This is a genomic window from Arthrobacter sp. R4-81 (assembly GCF_054792365.1).
The window spans coordinates 1,391,647-1,406,378 of sequence record NZ_CP096445.1; the positions used below are offsets into that span (position 1 = coordinate 1,391,647).

The 14,732-nt window shown below is 60.5% G+C and carries 23 protein-coding genes; all 23 read left to right on the plus strand.

Annotation, left to right across the window (positions count from 1 at the left end; translation table 11 throughout):
- Window positions 1–335 precede the first annotated feature (335 nt).
- The 23 genes from rplN to M1E05_RS06655 all read left to right on the plus strand — a co-directional run bounded on the left by rplN (window position 336) and on the right by M1E05_RS06655 (window position 14,729).
- The gene (rplN, locus tag M1E05_RS06545; RefSeq protein WP_003803789.1) at window positions 336–704 is read left to right on the plus strand and encodes a 50S ribosomal protein L14; all 369 of its coding nucleotides are present in this window, start codon (window positions 336–338) and stop codon (window positions 702–704) included.
- Window positions 705–707: 3 nt separating this feature from the next.
- Window positions 708–1,067, plus strand: a complete 360-nt coding sequence (gene rplX / locus M1E05_RS06550; protein ID WP_461164792.1) for a 50S ribosomal protein L24 — start codon at window positions 708–710, stop codon at window positions 1,065–1,067.
- Complete coding sequence (rplE, locus tag M1E05_RS06555) at window positions 1,067–1,648, plus strand: 50S ribosomal protein L5 (RefSeq protein WP_309076384.1); 582 nt, start codon at window positions 1,067–1,069, stop codon at window positions 1,646–1,648. The genes rplX and rplE overlap by 1 nt, the downstream gene beginning before the upstream one ends.
- Window positions 1,649–1,740: 92 nt before the next feature.
- Window positions 1,741–2,139 carry a 30S ribosomal protein S8 gene (rpsH, locus tag M1E05_RS06560; RefSeq protein ID WP_056425243.1) on the plus strand — a complete coding sequence of 133 codons (399 nt, stop codon included), beginning with the start codon at window positions 1,741–1,743 and terminating at the stop codon, window positions 2,137–2,139.
- Window positions 2,140–2,157: 18 nt separating this feature from the next.
- A complete protein-coding gene (rplF, locus tag M1E05_RS06565) occupies window positions 2,158–2,694 on the plus strand; it encodes a 50S ribosomal protein L6 (RefSeq protein WP_458111613.1) in 537 nt (178 codons plus the stop codon).
- A gap of 2 nt (window positions 2,695–2,696) precedes the next feature.
- Entirely contained in the window at window positions 2,697–3,080 is a 384-nt protein-coding gene (gene rplR, locus M1E05_RS06570) for a 50S ribosomal protein L18 (RefSeq protein ID WP_458111612.1), read from the plus strand.
- Window positions 3,077–3,811: a 30S ribosomal protein S5 gene (gene rpsE / locus M1E05_RS06575; RefSeq protein ID WP_461164793.1), complete on the plus strand. Its 735-nt coding sequence runs from the start codon at window positions 3,077–3,079 to the stop codon at window positions 3,809–3,811. The genes rplR and rpsE overlap by 4 nt, the downstream gene beginning before the upstream one ends.
- A gap of 3 nt (window positions 3,812–3,814) precedes the next feature.
- On the plus strand, window positions 3,815–4,021 hold the full coding sequence (gene rpmD, locus M1E05_RS06580; protein WP_056626615.1) for a 50S ribosomal protein L30: 207 nt from the start codon (window positions 3,815–3,817) through the stop codon (window positions 4,019–4,021).
- Entirely contained in the window at window positions 4,022–4,516 is a 495-nt protein-coding gene (rplO, locus tag M1E05_RS06585) for a 50S ribosomal protein L15 (protein WP_309076380.1), read from the plus strand. It begins immediately after the preceding gene.
- 190 nt (window positions 4,517–4,706) lie between these two features.
- Window positions 4,707–6,017, plus strand: coding sequence for a preprotein translocase subunit SecY (gene secY, locus M1E05_RS06590; RefSeq protein ID WP_458111610.1), 1,311 nt, complete (start codon window positions 4,707–4,709; stop codon window positions 6,015–6,017).
- A 5-nt stretch (window positions 6,018–6,022) separates the two neighbouring features.
- A complete protein-coding gene (locus M1E05_RS06595; protein WP_458114542.1) occupies window positions 6,023–6,592 on the plus strand; it encodes an adenylate kinase in 570 nt (189 codons plus the stop codon).
- Window positions 6,593–6,696: 104 nt separating this feature from the next.
- Complete coding sequence (gene map, locus M1E05_RS06600; RefSeq protein ID WP_458111609.1) at window positions 6,697–7,524, plus strand: type I methionyl aminopeptidase; 828 nt, start codon at window positions 6,697–6,699, stop codon at window positions 7,522–7,524.
- 99 nt (window positions 7,525–7,623) lie between these two features.
- Window positions 7,624–8,163 carry a hypothetical protein gene (locus tag M1E05_RS06605; protein WP_461164794.1) on the plus strand — a complete coding sequence of 180 codons (540 nt, stop codon included), beginning with the start codon at window positions 7,624–7,626 and terminating at the stop codon, window positions 8,161–8,163.
- Window positions 8,164–8,167: 4 nt separating this feature from the next.
- Complete coding sequence (locus M1E05_RS06610) at window positions 8,168–8,794, plus strand: RNA polymerase sigma factor (protein ID WP_461164795.1); 627 nt, start codon at window positions 8,168–8,170, stop codon at window positions 8,792–8,794.
- Window positions 8,782–9,333, plus strand: coding sequence for a hypothetical protein (locus tag M1E05_RS06615; protein ID WP_461164796.1), 552 nt, complete (start codon window positions 8,782–8,784; stop codon window positions 9,331–9,333). Before M1E05_RS06610 ends, M1E05_RS06615 begins: the two co-directional genes overlap by 13 nt.
- 26 nt (window positions 9,334–9,359) lie before the next feature.
- Window positions 9,360–10,397: a P1 family peptidase gene (locus M1E05_RS06620; RefSeq protein ID WP_461164797.1), complete on the plus strand. Its 1,038-nt coding sequence runs from the start codon at window positions 9,360–9,362 to the stop codon at window positions 10,395–10,397.
- 168 nt (window positions 10,398–10,565) lie between these two features.
- Window positions 10,566–10,787, plus strand: a complete 222-nt coding sequence (gene infA, locus M1E05_RS06625; protein WP_009358723.1) for a translation initiation factor IF-1 — start codon at window positions 10,566–10,568, stop codon at window positions 10,785–10,787.
- A gap of 69 nt (window positions 10,788–10,856) precedes the next feature.
- Window positions 10,857–10,970 (plus strand): 50S ribosomal protein L36, encoded by a 114-nt coding sequence (gene rpmJ, locus M1E05_RS06630; RefSeq protein WP_009358722.1) that lies wholly within the window; start codon window positions 10,857–10,859, stop codon window positions 10,968–10,970.
- A 182-nt stretch (window positions 10,971–11,152) separates the two neighbouring features.
- On the plus strand, window positions 11,153–11,530 hold the full coding sequence (gene rpsM / locus M1E05_RS06635) for a 30S ribosomal protein S13 (RefSeq protein ID WP_011692780.1): 378 nt from the start codon (window positions 11,153–11,155) through the stop codon (window positions 11,528–11,530).
- A gap of 45 nt (window positions 11,531–11,575) precedes the next feature.
- Window positions 11,576–11,977 (plus strand): 30S ribosomal protein S11, encoded by a 402-nt coding sequence (rpsK, locus tag M1E05_RS06640; protein ID WP_018773682.1) that lies wholly within the window; start codon window positions 11,576–11,578, stop codon window positions 11,975–11,977.
- 134 nt (window positions 11,978–12,111) lie between these two features.
- A complete protein-coding gene (locus tag M1E05_RS06645) occupies window positions 12,112–13,122 on the plus strand; it encodes a DNA-directed RNA polymerase subunit alpha (RefSeq protein ID WP_056626606.1) in 1,011 nt (336 codons plus the stop codon).
- A gap of 76 nt (window positions 13,123–13,198) precedes the next feature.
- On the plus strand, window positions 13,199–13,807 hold the full coding sequence (gene rplQ / locus M1E05_RS06650) for a 50S ribosomal protein L17 (protein WP_461164798.1): 609 nt from the start codon (window positions 13,199–13,201) through the stop codon (window positions 13,805–13,807).
- 31 nt (window positions 13,808–13,838) lie between these two features.
- Window positions 13,839–14,729, plus strand: a complete 891-nt coding sequence (locus tag M1E05_RS06655; RefSeq protein ID WP_461164799.1) for a tRNA pseudouridine synthase A — start codon at window positions 13,839–13,841, stop codon at window positions 14,727–14,729.
- Window positions 14,730–14,732 lie beyond the last annotated feature (3 nt).

Consider the following 14,732-nt stretch of genomic DNA (forward strand, 5'->3'; position numbering starts at 1 on the left):
GCTGCACTGGAAACCCCTGTTCCCTTTGGGAGCGGGGGTTTCCGCGTTTCCCTGTGATATGGGGACCCGGAAGAATTGTGCTAGGATATTGAGTTTGTATGGCGCCGTTCGTGCGCCGTCATCAACCTCGTAAACAATCGTGCCACGGCATAGTGCCCCCTTGCGTCCTGATCAGTCAGAATCCGCTTGGGAAGCAAATGTTTTTGGCACGGGAGTTTAGGCCTGGTCTGGCAAAATCCAGGCAGGTCAAGAGACACCCCGATCAACCGTTCCGCAAGGCTCATTCCGTAGGAAGATTTTCGGTCTGAGAACCCGCGCGACGCAAGGAGTAAACAGTGATTCAGCAGGAGTCGCGACTCAAGGTCGCCGACAACACGGGTGCTAAGGAAATCCTTACCATTCGCGTTCTCGGTGGATCTGGCCGTCGCTACGCAGGCATTGGCGACGTCATCGTCGCTACCGTCAAGGACGCAATCCCGGGCGGCAACGTAAAGAAGGGCGATGTGGTTAAGGCCGTCATCGTCCGTACCAAGAAGGAACGCCGCCGTGCGGATGGTTCCTACATCAAGTTTGACGAGAACGCAGCTGTGATCCTGAAGAACGACGGTGACCCCCGCGGCACCCGTATCTTCGGACCGGTTGGTCGTGAGCTCCGTGACAAGAAGTTCATGAAGATCGTTTCTCTGGCTCCGGAGGTGCTGTAGTCCATGGCTAAGATCAAGAAGGGTGACCTCGTTCAGGTCATCACTGGCGCCAAGGCTGAGCGCGGCGGCGACCGTGGCAAGCAGGGCAAGGTTCTGCGCGTATTCCCTGAGACCAACCGCGTGTTGGTTGAAGGCATTAACCGCGTAACCAAGCACACCAAGGTCGGTCAGTCGCAGCGCGGCACCAAGACCGGTGGCATCGAGCTCGTTGAGGCTTCAATCCACATCTCCAACGTGGCTCTGGTTGACCCGTCCACCAAGAAGCCCACCCGCGTCGGTTTCCGCACCGAGACCGTTGAGCGCGATGGCGTGAAGCGTGAAGTGCGCGTACGCGTGGCCAAGAGCTCCGGGAAGGACATCTAATGACTGAGACTCTCGAGACTCCGGCAAGCAAGATCGTTCCTCGTCTGAAGACCAAGTACGCGGATTCCATCAAGGACACGCTTGTTGAGGAATTCAAGTACGAGAACGTTAACCAGGTTCCGCGCCTGGTCAAGGTTGTCGTGAACATGGGTGTTGGAGATGCCGCCAAGGACTCCAAGCTGATCGACGGCGCTGTCCGCGACCTCACCCTGATCACCGGCCAGAAGCCCCAGGTCACCAAGGCCCGCAAGTCGATCGCTCAGTTCAAGCTGCGCGAAGGCATGCCCATCGGTGCACACGCAACTCTGCGTGGAGACCGCATGTGGGAATTCCTGGACCGCCTGGTAACCCTCGCACTGCCCCGTATCCGCGACTTCCGCGGCCTCAGCGGCAAGCAGTTCGACGGCAACGGCAACTACACCTTCGGTCTGACCGAGCAGGTTATGTTCCACGAGATCGACCAGGATTCCATTGACCGCGTTCGCGGTATGGACATCACGGTTGTCACCACTGCAAAGACCGATGACGAAGGCCGCGCGCTGCTGAAGGCGCTTGGCTTCCCGTTCAAGACCGAAGATTAATCTAGCTACATAAAAGGTCCGCCTGACCAGGTACTGGGAATGATTCCCGGACCAGCCAGCGGAAACCGTTATGAGGAAGGGCAAGAGCCCACATGACTATGACAGATCCTGTCGCAGATATGCTTACGCGTCTGCGCAACGCAAACTCGGCATACCACGATTCCGTGTCTATGCCTTACAGCAAGCTCAAGGCACGCGTCGCTGACATCCTGAAGGCCGAAGGTTACATCGCCTCCTGGAAAGAAGAAGACGCTGAGGTTGGCAAGAAGCTGACCCTCGAGCTCAAGTTCGGCCCGAACCGCGAGCGTTCAATTGCTGGCGTTCGTCGTATTTCCAAGCCGGGACTGCGCGTTTACGCAAAGTCCACCAACCTGCCGCACGTGCTCGGTGGCCTGGGTGTCGCAATCCTGTCCACCTCTTCCGGCCTCTTGACTGACAAGCAGGCCGGCAAGAAGGGCGTGGGCGGCGAAGTCCTCGCTTACGTCTGGTAACGGGAAAGGAAGAGAATAATGTCACGTATTGGACGTCTCCCCATCACCGTTCCTGCCGGCGTTGAGGTCAAGGTTGACGGCTCTGTCGTCAGCGTCAAGGGTTCCAAAGGCGAGCTGAGCCACACTGTGCCCAGCCCGATCGAGGTATCCCTGGAAGAAGGCACCCTGACTGTCGCCCGCCCGAACGACGAGCGCGCCTCCCGTTCGCTGCACGGCCTGACACGCACCCTGATCGCCAACATGATCCAGGGTGTCACCGCAGGCTACGAGAAGAAGCTTGAAATTGTCGGTACCGGTTACCGCGTTCAGGCCAAGGGTTCTGACCTGGAGTTCGCTCTGGGCTACAGCCACCCCGTCAATGTCTCTGCACCGAACGGCATCACCTTTGCAGTAGAGGGTCCGACCAAGCTCTCTGTCTCTGGAATTAGCAAGCAGCAGGTCGGCGAAGTTGCTGCCAACATTCGCAAGCTGCGGAAGCCGGACCCCTATAAGGGCAAGGGCATCCGCTATGCCGGCGAAGTCATCCGCCGCAAGGTCGGAAAGGCTGGTAAGTAACCATGGCCATAGCAATTAACAAGAAGCGTACGAACAAGAGCAAGTCTGCCGCACGCAGCCGTCGCCAGCTTCGTATCCGCAAGCGTCTCTCAGGTACGGCTGTACGTCCTCGTCTGGTCGTCAACCGTTCCGCACGCCACGTATTCGTCCAGGTTGTCGATGACACCAAGGGCCTGACCGTGGCTGGCGCCTCCACAATGGAAGCCGACCTTCGTGCATTCGACGGCGACAAGACTGCCAAGGCCAAGCGCGTTGGCGAACTCGTCGCTGAGCGCGCCAAGGCCGCCGGTATCGAAGCTGTAGTCTTCGACCGCGGTGGTAACAAGTACCACGGTCGGATCGCAGCTGTTGCTGACGGTGCACGTGAAGGTGGGCTGTCACTGTGACGGAAGCAAACAAGGAAAAGGACACTGTGTCTGCAGATCAGAAGGCACCCGTTGCCGCAGCTGCTGAAGCCACTGAGACCACTGCCCCCGCAGCCGCTGATGACCGCCGTGGTGGCGCTCGTCGTGGCGAGCGTGGCGACCGTGGCCAGGGCCGTGGCGACCGTGGTGGCCGTGGTGGCCGCGACGGCGGCCGCGAAGCCGAGAAGAGCCAGTTCGTAGAGCGCGTTGTTACCATCAACCGCGTCTCCAAGGTCGTCAAGGGTGGTCGTCGCTTCAGCTTCACCGCACTCGTCGTCGTTGGTGACGGCAACGGTATGGTCGGCGTCGGCTACGGCAAGGCGAAGGAAGTTCCCGCAGCAATCGCTAAGGGCGTTGAAGAGGCCAAGAAGTCCTTCTTCCGCGTTCCCCGCGTTGGCAGCACCATCCCGCACCGTGTGCAGGGCGAAGCTGCTGCAGGCGTCGTAATGCTGCGTCCGGCTTCCGCCGGTACCGGTGTTATCGCCGGCGGTCCGGTCCGTGCAGTACTGGAGTGCGTGGGCATCCACGACATCCTCTCCAAGTCGCTCGGTTCCTCCAACGCCATCAACATCGTTCACGCGACTGTTGACGCTCTGAAGCGCCTGGAAGAGCCCGCGTCTGTGGCAGCCCGTCGTGGCCTGCCCCTGGACGAGGTTGCTCCGGCTGCTTTGGTGCGCGCTCTTCTGAACCAGAACCAGAAGGCAGGTGTCTAAGACATGGCCAAGAACCTGATTCCCTCTGACGCACAGTTGGAGATCACTCAGATCAAGTCCGCCATTGGCGGCAAGCAGAACCAGCGCGACACCCTGCGGTCCCTCGGCCTGAAGCGGATCGGACACACTGTTGTCCGCACCGCCGACGCCGTGACTGTCGGAATGCTCAACACGGTTCCGCACCTGGTAAAGGTAGAGGAGGCGAAGTAAATGGCAGAGAAGAACACCGCCGAAAAGGCACAGGGCGCCACTGCTGAGAAGCAGAACGCACTGAAGGTTCACCACCTGCGTCCCGCCCCGGGTGCCAAGACCGCCAAGACCCGTGTTGGTCGTGGTGAAGGTTCCAAGGGTAAGACCGCTGGTCGCGGTACCAAGGGTACGAAGGCCCGCTACCAGATCAAGGCTGGCTTTGCCGGCGGCCAGTTGCCGCTGCACATGCGCCTGCCGAAGCTGCGCGGCTTCAAGAACCCGTTCCGGGTTGAGTACCAGGTTGTTAACCTGGACAAGCTCAACGAGCTGTTCCCGGAAGGTGGCGTTGTCACGGTGGAGAACCTGGTCGCGAAGGGTGCCGTTCGCAAGAACCAGCCCGTCAAGGTGCTGGGCACCGGTGACATCACCGTCAAGGTTGACGTCACGGTCGACGCATTCTCGGCCAGCGCTGCCGAAAAGATTGCTGCAGCAGGCGGAAGCACCACCGCACTCTAAATGAGTGTGGGCAAGCAGTTGCCTATTGCGAAAAAACTCCCGGTTGCCGGGGCTCAGGCCTCGTCGACCGGGAGTTTTTTCATTTTTGGGGCCTCACCGATTATCGGCGGAGCGCATCCACCCGTTAGACTCGGTTGTTGGGTTTATTGACCCTGCTCACATGACTTCATTAAACAACTCAGGAGGACGCTTGCTTAGCGCATTTGGCCGGGCCTTTCGCACGCCTGATCTGCGACGCAAGTTGTTGTTCACGCTGGGAATCATCACAATCTTCCGCTTGGGCGCTTTCATCCCCTCGCCTGGTGTGAACTACCAGAATGTCCAGCAATGCTTGTCGACAGGTCAGACCACGGGCGGTATCTACCAGCTCGTCAACTTGTTCAGTGGCGGTGCCCTGCTGCAAGTGTCCATCTTCGCCTTGGGGATCATGCCGTACATCACGGCAAGCATCATTGTGCAGCTCCTGCGGGTGGTCATTCCCCGTTTCCAGCAGCTGTATGAAGAGGGCGCCTCTGGCCAGTCGAAGCTGACGCAGTACACGCGTTACCTGACTATCGCCCTTGGCCTGCTGAACGCCACGACGCTGGTGTCGTTGGCCCGTTCCGGCCAGCTGCTGCCGGGCTGCAACCTTCCGATTATTCCTGATGACAGCGTCATTACCACCATCCTCCTCATCATCACGCTGACGGCCGGTACCGGCCTGATCATGTGGATGGGTGAACTGGTGACTGAAAAGGGTGTCGGCAACGGTATGTCCCTCCTGATCTTCACGTCGATCGCCGCCGGCTTCCCCACCTCTCTTGGCGCCATCTGGACGTCACAGGGCCCGGGAACGTTCTTTATGGTGATCGCGATCGGCCTTCTGACCGTTGCGCTTGTCGTGTTCGTGGAGCAGTCCCAGCGGCGCGTCCCCGTGCAATACGCGAAGCGTATGATCGGCCGCCGAACTGTGGGCGGAACCAGCACGTACATCCCCATCAAGGTGAACATGGCCGGCGTCGTGCCCGTTATCTTCGCTTCCTCTATGCTGTACCTGCCGGGCCTGATCTCCCAGTTCAACCAGCCCCGGGCGGGCGAACCCGTCCAGCCGTGGGTTGAATGGATCAACAACAACCTCACACGCGGGGACCACCCCATCTACATGGCGCTCTACTTCGCCATGATCGTTTTCTTTACTTACTTCTATGTCGCGATCACCTTCAACCCTGAAGAGGTCTCGGACAACATGAAGAAGTACGGTGGCTTCATTCCCGGCATCCGGGCCGGCAAGCCAACCGCGGATTACCTGCAGTACGTCCTCTCACGGATCACATTGCCCGGAGCCCTCTACCTGGGCTTCGTCGCACTGATTCCGCTGGTGGCCCTGGTCCTGATCAACGCCAACCAGAACTTCCCGTTCGGTGGCACCTCGATCCTGATCATGGTGGGCGTAGGCCTTGAAACGGTCAAGCAGATTGATGCGCAGCTACAGCAACGTCACTATGAAGGGCTCTTACGATGACCAGAATGTTGATTATCGGACCTCCTGGCTCCGGCAAAGGAACGCAGGCGGAACGTATTTCGGAGCGGCTCGGCGTCGTAGCGATCTCCACCGGCGATATCTTCCGCGCCAACGTCAAGGGTGAGACTCCGTTGGGACTCGAGGCCAAGAAGTACATGGACGCCGGAGATTTTGTTCCGGACAGCGTCACCAACAAAATGGTGCGCGACCGCCTCAGCGAAGGCGACGTCGACGCCGGCTTCCTCCTGGACGGCTACCCGCGCACCACGGCGCAGGTCGACTACCTGGACCAGATCCTCGCGGACGGTGAGCAGAAGCTCGACGTCGTGCTCCAGCTGACCGCGGACGACGAGGAGCTGGTTACCCGCCTCCTGGGACGCGCCAAGGAGAACGGCCGCAGTGACGACAATGAAGCCGTCATCCGACACCGCCTGGACCTCTACCACGAGCAGACTGAAGCCGTTGTGGCGAAGTATGCGGAGCGCGGCATTCTCACTCAGGTCGACGGCATCGGCGCCATCGACGAAGTGACGGACCGCGTGATGCAGGCCATCAAGACTGCCCAGGCGGCCTGATCAGCCCAGCTTTACGAGGCTCCTCCCGGTTATCGGGAGGAGCCTCACCCATTTACCCCAAGCGCATCCCCAACAGCTTGCAGACCCTCTGAAAGGATCGGAAGATGGCCTTCGGCCAGCCCCGTATTGAGTACAAGACCGACGCCCAGATACGCACCATGCACAAGGCAGGGCTTGTTCTGAGTCGCGCCCTCGATGCCGCTGCCGCCGCTGCCACTGCCGGCACCACCACCAAGGAGCTGGACGAGGTATTCGCCGCTGTCCTCAGCGACTCCGGTGCCAAGTCAAATTTCCTGGGCTATCACGGGTTCCCGGCCACCATTTGCACCTCCGTCAATGAGGAAGTGGTGCACGGAATCCCGGGCAGCCGGATCTTGCGGGACGGAGATATTCTCTCAATCGACGGCGGTGCCATCGTTGACGGGTGGCATTCCGATTCTGCACGGACCGTCATTGTCGGCACGGCCGATCCCGCCGATCAGCGCCTCTCGGACGTGACTGAGACAGCCATGTGGCACGGGATAGCAGCGCTTGCCACTGGAAAGTACGTCGGTGACATAGGCGCCGCAGTGGATGACTACGTCTCATCTGTGCCGGGCAAACCGCTCGGAATCCTGGAAGACTACGTGGGTCACGGCATCGGCTCTGAGATGCACATGGCGCCGGACGTGCCCAACTACAGGACGGGTCACCGGGGGCCGAAGATCCGCCCGGGTCTCTGCTTGGCCATCGAGCCGATGCTCGTCCGAGGCGGAATTGACACCGCGGTGCTCGACGACGACTGGACCGTGGTCACCACCGACGGCCAGCGTTCCTGCCAATGGGAGCACTCCGTTGCAGTCCACAGTAAGGGGATCTGGGTTCTTTCCGCTCCCGATGGCGGCGCGGAGCGCCTGGCACCGCTGGGAGTAGTTCCTACCCCGATTCCCTGATCCTGAGACTTCTTCCCCTACAGGGACATTAACCCAATAGCCGGCCGTTCAAATGCGCGGCGGCAAAAGGGGGAGGGGGCCCATGGGTAAACTGGGGACATGTCTGTTCGTCGCGGTTCATTGAAGGCTGTCCTGGCACTTGGCGCTTGCTTTTCCCTTGCAGCAACCATGACGGCAGCGAAGAATCCTGCATCCGCTGCCAGATACTGCTCAGCGGACGTCACCAAGCAGAAGCTTCAATGCCATGACACACCTGAAGAGCTCAACCGATCGCTGGAGCTTTCCGGCGTGGATACGGGAAAAACGGCTAAAGGTACGGAAGGGCTCGGGCTCCAGTCCGAATCAACCCCAACCGCTCAGTCGGCGTCTGTCATCGGCACCATCTATGACAACTCCGGTTACGGCGGCGGCTATTTGAACATCGTCGGGAATTCGTGCTGGTCCGGCTACAGGGATTTTATTGACCTGACCTGGACGGGTTGGAATGACCGTCTTTCCTCCTTTATCGGCGGATCAGGCTGCCGCTTGTACCTCCACGAGCATTCAAACGGTACAGGGGCCGGTTACGGCTGGTACGCATCCTCATCGTGGGTTGGCACCATGAACGATCGCACGTCGTCCATCAGCTTTTCGCCCTAGGTAAGTGGCCGGTTTTTTCAGGTCCGGGACCGGCAACGGCGTCGGGGCGGACGACCCTGATAACGAAGCACTCTTGCTCAAAGGGCTTGTAAAGCGTGATGAGAACGCGTTTGCCGAGGTCTATGACCGGTATGCCGATGGCGTTTTGCGATACCTCGTGAAGATGACAGGCAGTATCCCCGCCGCAGAAGAACTCGCCCAGGAGACGTTTTTCCTGCTGTGGGAGAAGGCAAAGACTGTGAGCCTTGTCAACGGTTCGCTGCGCCCCTGGATTTTTTCCACAGCCAAGTTCCTGAGCTACAACCACAACCGGAAACACGGGAACCAGCCCACAGCTGACATTGATGAGCTGGACGCCAGTAAGGCATTGGTGGCCGTCTCTGCTGAGAGCATTGTGGTTACCAATGACCAGATCTCGCAGGTAATGGCCGTCGTCGCAACTATGTCTGTCCAGGACCAGGCCGTTTTCCGGATGTTCTTCCTGGGCGATGTGCCTCACGCCCAGATTGCCGCAGCTACAGGGATTACCACTGCCGCCGTAAAGAACCGCGTTCTGCGGATGCGTTCCAAACTAAAAGAGCTGTTTAACGAGACCCAGGGGGAGGAGGTGACTCAAAAATGGAGGATCTGAGTGAAAGCCGTGAGCGGGTACGTGCCGCGCTCACCAACAGGATCAGCGCCGATTTGCGCCGGCGGCGGCAGCGCAGCCGCCGCATCAGCGCGGCGGTCATGACGCCCGTGATCCTCGCTGCTGCGACTGCTGGTTTCTATATCTTCAATGTGACGCCGGAACAGGCAAAATACACTGCTTTCTGTTATTCGGGTCCCTCCGCCAACACCTACGCTGAAGAGGTGGCTCTGGCGGTGGGAGGACCCGGGGACAACACCGAGGCCGTCGATCCTGTAGAGCTCTGCAGTTCACTGTGGCTCGAGGGCAGAATCCAGCCCGGAGCCACCGTTCGGCCCACACCGAAGCCGCCTGCAGCCGCACCTCCGGCGCCGTCAAAAGTGCCTGTGCTGGTCAAGTGCATCCGGGATGACTGGCGGTACGCGGTACTGCCTGCCCCGGGAGACGTCCCGATATCAACTGAGGAATTCTGTCCCGAAGTGGGCATGCGCCCCGCGACCCTCGATGTCGAGAAGATGCTGCGGGAGCAGCAAGGTAAATAACGGCACACGTGCACCACAATGGAGCCATGGGAGCGATCACTGAGGTCACAGGTATCCGGGTAGGCCAGGTCCAAAAGTCCGATGACGGGTGGTTGAGCGGGGTGACAGTCGTCCTGCCGCCGCCCAGGACTGTCGGCTCCGTTCACGTCCAAGGCGGCGGGCCGGGCACCCACGAAACCGATGCATTGGATCCCACCACGCTGACCTCCTTCGTTGATGCGGTGGTCCTGGCAGGCGGCAGTGCGTACGGACTCGTGGCAGCCCATGGCGCCCAGCGTTGGTGCGAGGAGAACGGCCGGGGCTTTGAAGTTCCCGGCGGAGTTGTTCCCATCGTCCCGGCCGCAGCCATCTTCGACCTCGGCAGGGGAGGAGACTTCGCTGCCCGCCCGGATCAGGGCATGGGTTACGAAGCCACTGCCGTCGCCTTCGCCCAGAAGGACAGGCACGACGTCGAACGCGGCAATGTGGGAGCCGGCACCGGAGCAGCCATGGCCCGAACCTACAAAGGCGGAGTAGGCACGGCCTCAATTACCCTGGACGGCATCTCTGCTGAGGGACCTGTCGTTGTCGGCGCCATAGTGGTGGTCAACGCGCTGGGACTGCCCTTTCCAGCAGGCGATACGGTCGGTGAGGCTGCCACATCGGAGCAGCGGGTGGAACCCGGCAGCGTGCGTCTAAGCGAGGAACGAGCGAGCACGCCGAGGGTTGTGGCTCCGGCAGCGGTAGAACCGCAACAACTCAACACAACGCTCGTCGTCGTCGCCACGAATGCGGTCCTGGACAAGGCTGAGTGCAAGCGGACGGCGTCGGCGGCTCATGCGGGGATCGCGCGGGCGTTGAATCCGAGCCACACTTTGGCCGACGGCGACACCGTGTTCACCCTGGCGACCGGCGCCGTTCAGCTGGATCGGAGCAGTGCGGAGGCCCGGATGTTGAGTCTTATCAAGCTGCAAAGCGCGGCAGCCGACGTGGTGCATCTGGCCATCATGGACGGGGTCACCAACGCGGAGAGTGTCAGCACCCCGGCGGGGGAATTTGCTGCATTTAGGGGCACCGTGCGCTAACATGGCAGGATTTAACATTTGCGCCATCATGGCGTAGTGTTGTCTGTTGGTTGTCTGCCCTGTTGCGCCCTTTTGCGGTCGCTAGGCGATGGCCAATCAATCAAAAAACGTTCACAGTCATGCCCGGTGCATTCCGGAGGGCTGTGGCAACAACAGTTAGCGGAGGATATGGCCAAGAAGGACGGGGTCATAGAGATCGAAGGCGTTGTGACTGAGGCGCTGCCCAATGCGATGTTTCGTGTTGAGCTCACCAACAAGCACATCGTACTTGCACATATCTCTGGAAAAATGCGTCAGCACTACATCAGGATTCTCCCTGAGGACCGGGTAGTGGTGGAGCTGAGCCCTTATGACCTGACACGTGGTCGTATTGTCTACCGCTACAAATAAGCTCTGGGCGGCAACGGCATCAGCTGGAAGCCGCTCCAGTGGTCCAACTGCAACACGCAAAGGAACGCCATGAAGGTCAAGCCGAGCGTCAAGCAGATCTGCGAAAAGTGCAAAGTGATCCGCCGTAATGGCCGGGTCATGGTGATCTGCGAGAACCCGCGCCACAAGCAGCGCCAGGGCTAATTTCCTTCTGGAAATCCCTGGGTTGCTAACCCACGCAAGTAAATAAAAGGCAGCACAAGCTGAACCGGGACATCGAGTAATAACGAGCCTGGACAGTTAACCCCCGGTCGGAGGCTGGGGCCGCACAGAACGTGCGGGTGTACTGCCTACGACCTCCGGTTTATTCAAGGAGCACTGCCACTATGGCTCGTCTCGCTGGCGTAGACATTCCCCGCGAAAAGCGGCTGGAAATTGCGCTTACTTACATCTACGGCGTGGGCAAGACCCGTGCACACGAAACCCTGGCTGCTACCGGCATCAGCGCTGACGTTCGGGTCAAGGACCTGACGGATGCGCAGCTGGTTGAGCTGCGTGACTACATTGAAGGCAACTACAAGGTTGAGGGTGACCTTCGCCGCGAAGTAGCAGCTGACATTCGCCGCAAGGTTGAAATCGGCAGCTACGAAGGCCTGCGCCACCGCAAGGGCCTGCCCGTACGCGGACAGCGTACGAAGACCAACGCACGTACCCGCAAGGGCCCGAAGCGTACCGTCGCCGGCAAGAAGAAAGCCGGCCGCTAGAAATAGCTGCTGACTTTCCCCAATAAACTTTCTGTAGGAGAAATAATGCCCCCGAAGACTCGTGGCGCGGTTCGCAAGCCGCGTAAGAAGGACAAGAAGAATATCGCGCTTGGCCAGGCGCACATCAAGAGCACCTTTAACAACACCATCGTGTCCATCACGGACCCGAACGGTGCTGTCATCTCCTGGGCTTCGTCCGGTGAGGTTGGATTCAAGGGCTCACGTAAGTCCACCCCGTTCGCTGCCCAGATGGCTGCCGAAGCTGCTGCAAAGCGTGCACAGGAGCACGGCATGCGCAAGGTTGACGTTTTCGTCAAGGGACCGGGATCCGGACGCGAGACCGCTATCCGTTCACTGCAGGCCGCTGGCCTCGAGGTTGGGTCCATCCAGGACGTAACCCCCAGCGCCCACAACGGTTGCCGTCCGCCGAAGCGCCGCCGCGTCTAAGGCTCTTCCCAGCAGCGTGAGCTTGCCCGGACCGTAACAGGTCCGGGCAAGCCCGCCCGCTTTAAGTCTTTAGACCGAACTTTCCACCACCTGTGTTGCGTCATATAGCGGATGCTCGCCGAAAGGAAACCTAAGTGCTCATTGCACAGCGCCCCACCCTCTCCGAAGAGGTCGTCTCCGATAACCGCTCCCGCTTCATCATTGAACCGCTGGAGCCGGGCTTTGGATACACCCTCGGAAACTCCCTCCGCCGTACCCTGCTCTCCTCCATCCCCGGCGCTGCTGTCACCAGCATCCGGATCGATGGCGTGCTGCACGAGTTCACCACGGTTCCGGGTGTCAAGGAAGATGTCACCGAGATCATCCTGAACATCAAGAACCTTTCCGTGTCCTCCGAGCACGATGAGCCGGTTGTTGCTTACCTGCGCAAGCAGGGCCCGGGAGTCGTCACCGCCGCGGATATCGCTCCGCCGGCCGGCGTCGAATTCCACAACCCGGATCTGCACATCGCCACGCTTAACTCGAAGGGCAAGTTCGAGCTCGAACTCACCATCGAGCGCGGCCGCGGCTACGTTTCGGCAGCTCAGAACAAGTCCGGCGACGCCGAGATTGGCCGTATCCCGGTCGACTCGATCTACTCGCCGGTGCTGAAGGTTACTTTCCGCGTGGAAGCCACCCGTGTTGAGCAGCGCACTGACTTCGACAAGCTGATTGTCGACGTCGAGACCAAGCAGGCAATCGCTCCCCGCGACGCCGTTGCTTCCGCAGGCACCACCTTGGTGGAACTGTTCGGTCTGGCCCGCGAGCTGAACACCGCAGCTGAAGGTATCGAGATTGGCCCGTCGCCGACGGATGCTGCCCTGGCAGCAGACATGGCCCTGCCGATCGAGGATCTGGACCTCACCGTCCGTTCCTACAACTGCCTCAAGCGTGAGGGCATCCACACCGTGGGTGAACTCGTTGCCCGCTCCGAGGCTGACCTGATGGACATCCGTAACTTCGGTGCCAAGTCCATCGATGAGGTCAAGGCAAAGCTGGTTGAACTGGGCCTGTCCCTCAAGGACTCGCCTCCCGGTTTCGACCTTGCAGCCCGCGCCGCAGCCATCGAAGAGGACGACGCCGCGTTCAGCGACGACGAGCTCTAACAAGCAGATCTTGGCCAGCGGGCCGGCGCACCACGTTGTGCTCGGCCCACTGGCTTTCATATGAGGAGAAACAATAATGCCTACCCCCACTAAGGGTCCGCGCCTCGGAGGCGGCCCGGCTCACGAGCGTCTTATGCTCGCGAACCTGGCAGCAGCACTGTTCGAGCACAAGCGGATCACCACCACGGTGACAAAGGCCAAGCGCCTGAAGCCGTACGCCGAGCGCCTGGTGACTTTCGCCAAGCGTGGTGACCTCGCTTCCCGCCGTCGTGTACTCGGCCTGATCAGCAACAAGGGCGTCGTCCACGAGCTGTTCACCGACATCGCCAAGGCTGTGGAGAACCGCGATGGCGGCTACACCCGCATCACCAAGATCGGCAACCGCAAGGGCGACAACGCTCCCATGGCTGTCATCGAGCTCGTTCTTGAGCCGGTTTCCGCAAAGCAGGCCGTCGTAGCCGAGGCTACCAACGCCGCCAAGCGCGACGCCGACAAGAAGGAAGCAGCTGCTGCTCCGGTTGCTGAAGAAGCTGCTGAGGCTGAGGTTGTTGAGACCGAAGCTGCTGAGACCGAAGAGGCTCCTGCCGCTGAGGCCGAGGCTGCTGAAGCTGCTGAGACCGAAGAGGCTGCTGCCTCTGAGGAAGCTGCTGAAGAGCCTGCCGCTGAGGAAAAGGACGCGAAGTAATTCGCTAAAACCTTGGCTTAGACTTAAGTCTATGAACGACCAAAAACCCGCTGCCCCCGTCTTGGGGGACGGCGGGTTTTTGCGTATCCGGCTCGATCTGGCGTACGACGGCGGGCCGTTCAGCGGCTGGGCAGTACAGCCCGGTTTGCGGACCGTCCAAGGCGTCCTCGAGGAGGCTTTGGCGCTGCTGATCCGGCGGCCGGTACGGGTGACAGTTGCCGGACGGACTGACGCCGGAGTGCACGCCCGCGGTCAGGTGGTGCATCTGGACCTCACCCGGGCTGAGTGGCTGGGGCTGAACCGGGGCGCCGAACTTGATCCCGCCGTCGCCCTTCTCCGCCGCCTGCGCGGTTCCCTCAGCAGGGGCTTGGGTGACCTCACGGGGGCTGTCGAAGTCCACCGGGTGGCATTGGCCCCAGAGGGTTTTGATGCCCGCTTTTCTGCCCTGTGGAGGCGCTACAGCTACCGCATCGCCGATGGTCCGGCACTGTGGGATCCGCTGGGCAGGTACTCCACCTTGTGGCACAAGGCGCCGTTGGACGTGACTCTGATGAACGAGGGCGCCTCCAAACTTATGGGCCTGCAGAACTTCCTCTCTTATTGCAAACCCCGGGAAGGTTCCACCACCATCCGGGAGCTCCAGCGGTTCGAATTCGCCCGGGGGACCGACGGCGTCGTTGTGGCAACAGTCCAGGCTGACGCTTTCTGCCACAACATGGTGCGTGCCTTGATCGGATCTGCGCTCTACGTGGGCGAAGGCGCCGAGTCGCCGGGGTGGCTGCATGAGCGGCTGCTGCTGCAGAAGCGTGATGCCAGGTCTGTCTTGGCCGCCCCGCATCCGCTCGTCCTGGAGGAAGTCGCCTATCCCTCGGACAGCGAACTGCTGGCCCGCGCGGAACTTACCCGGGCGTTGCGGAACTAGCTG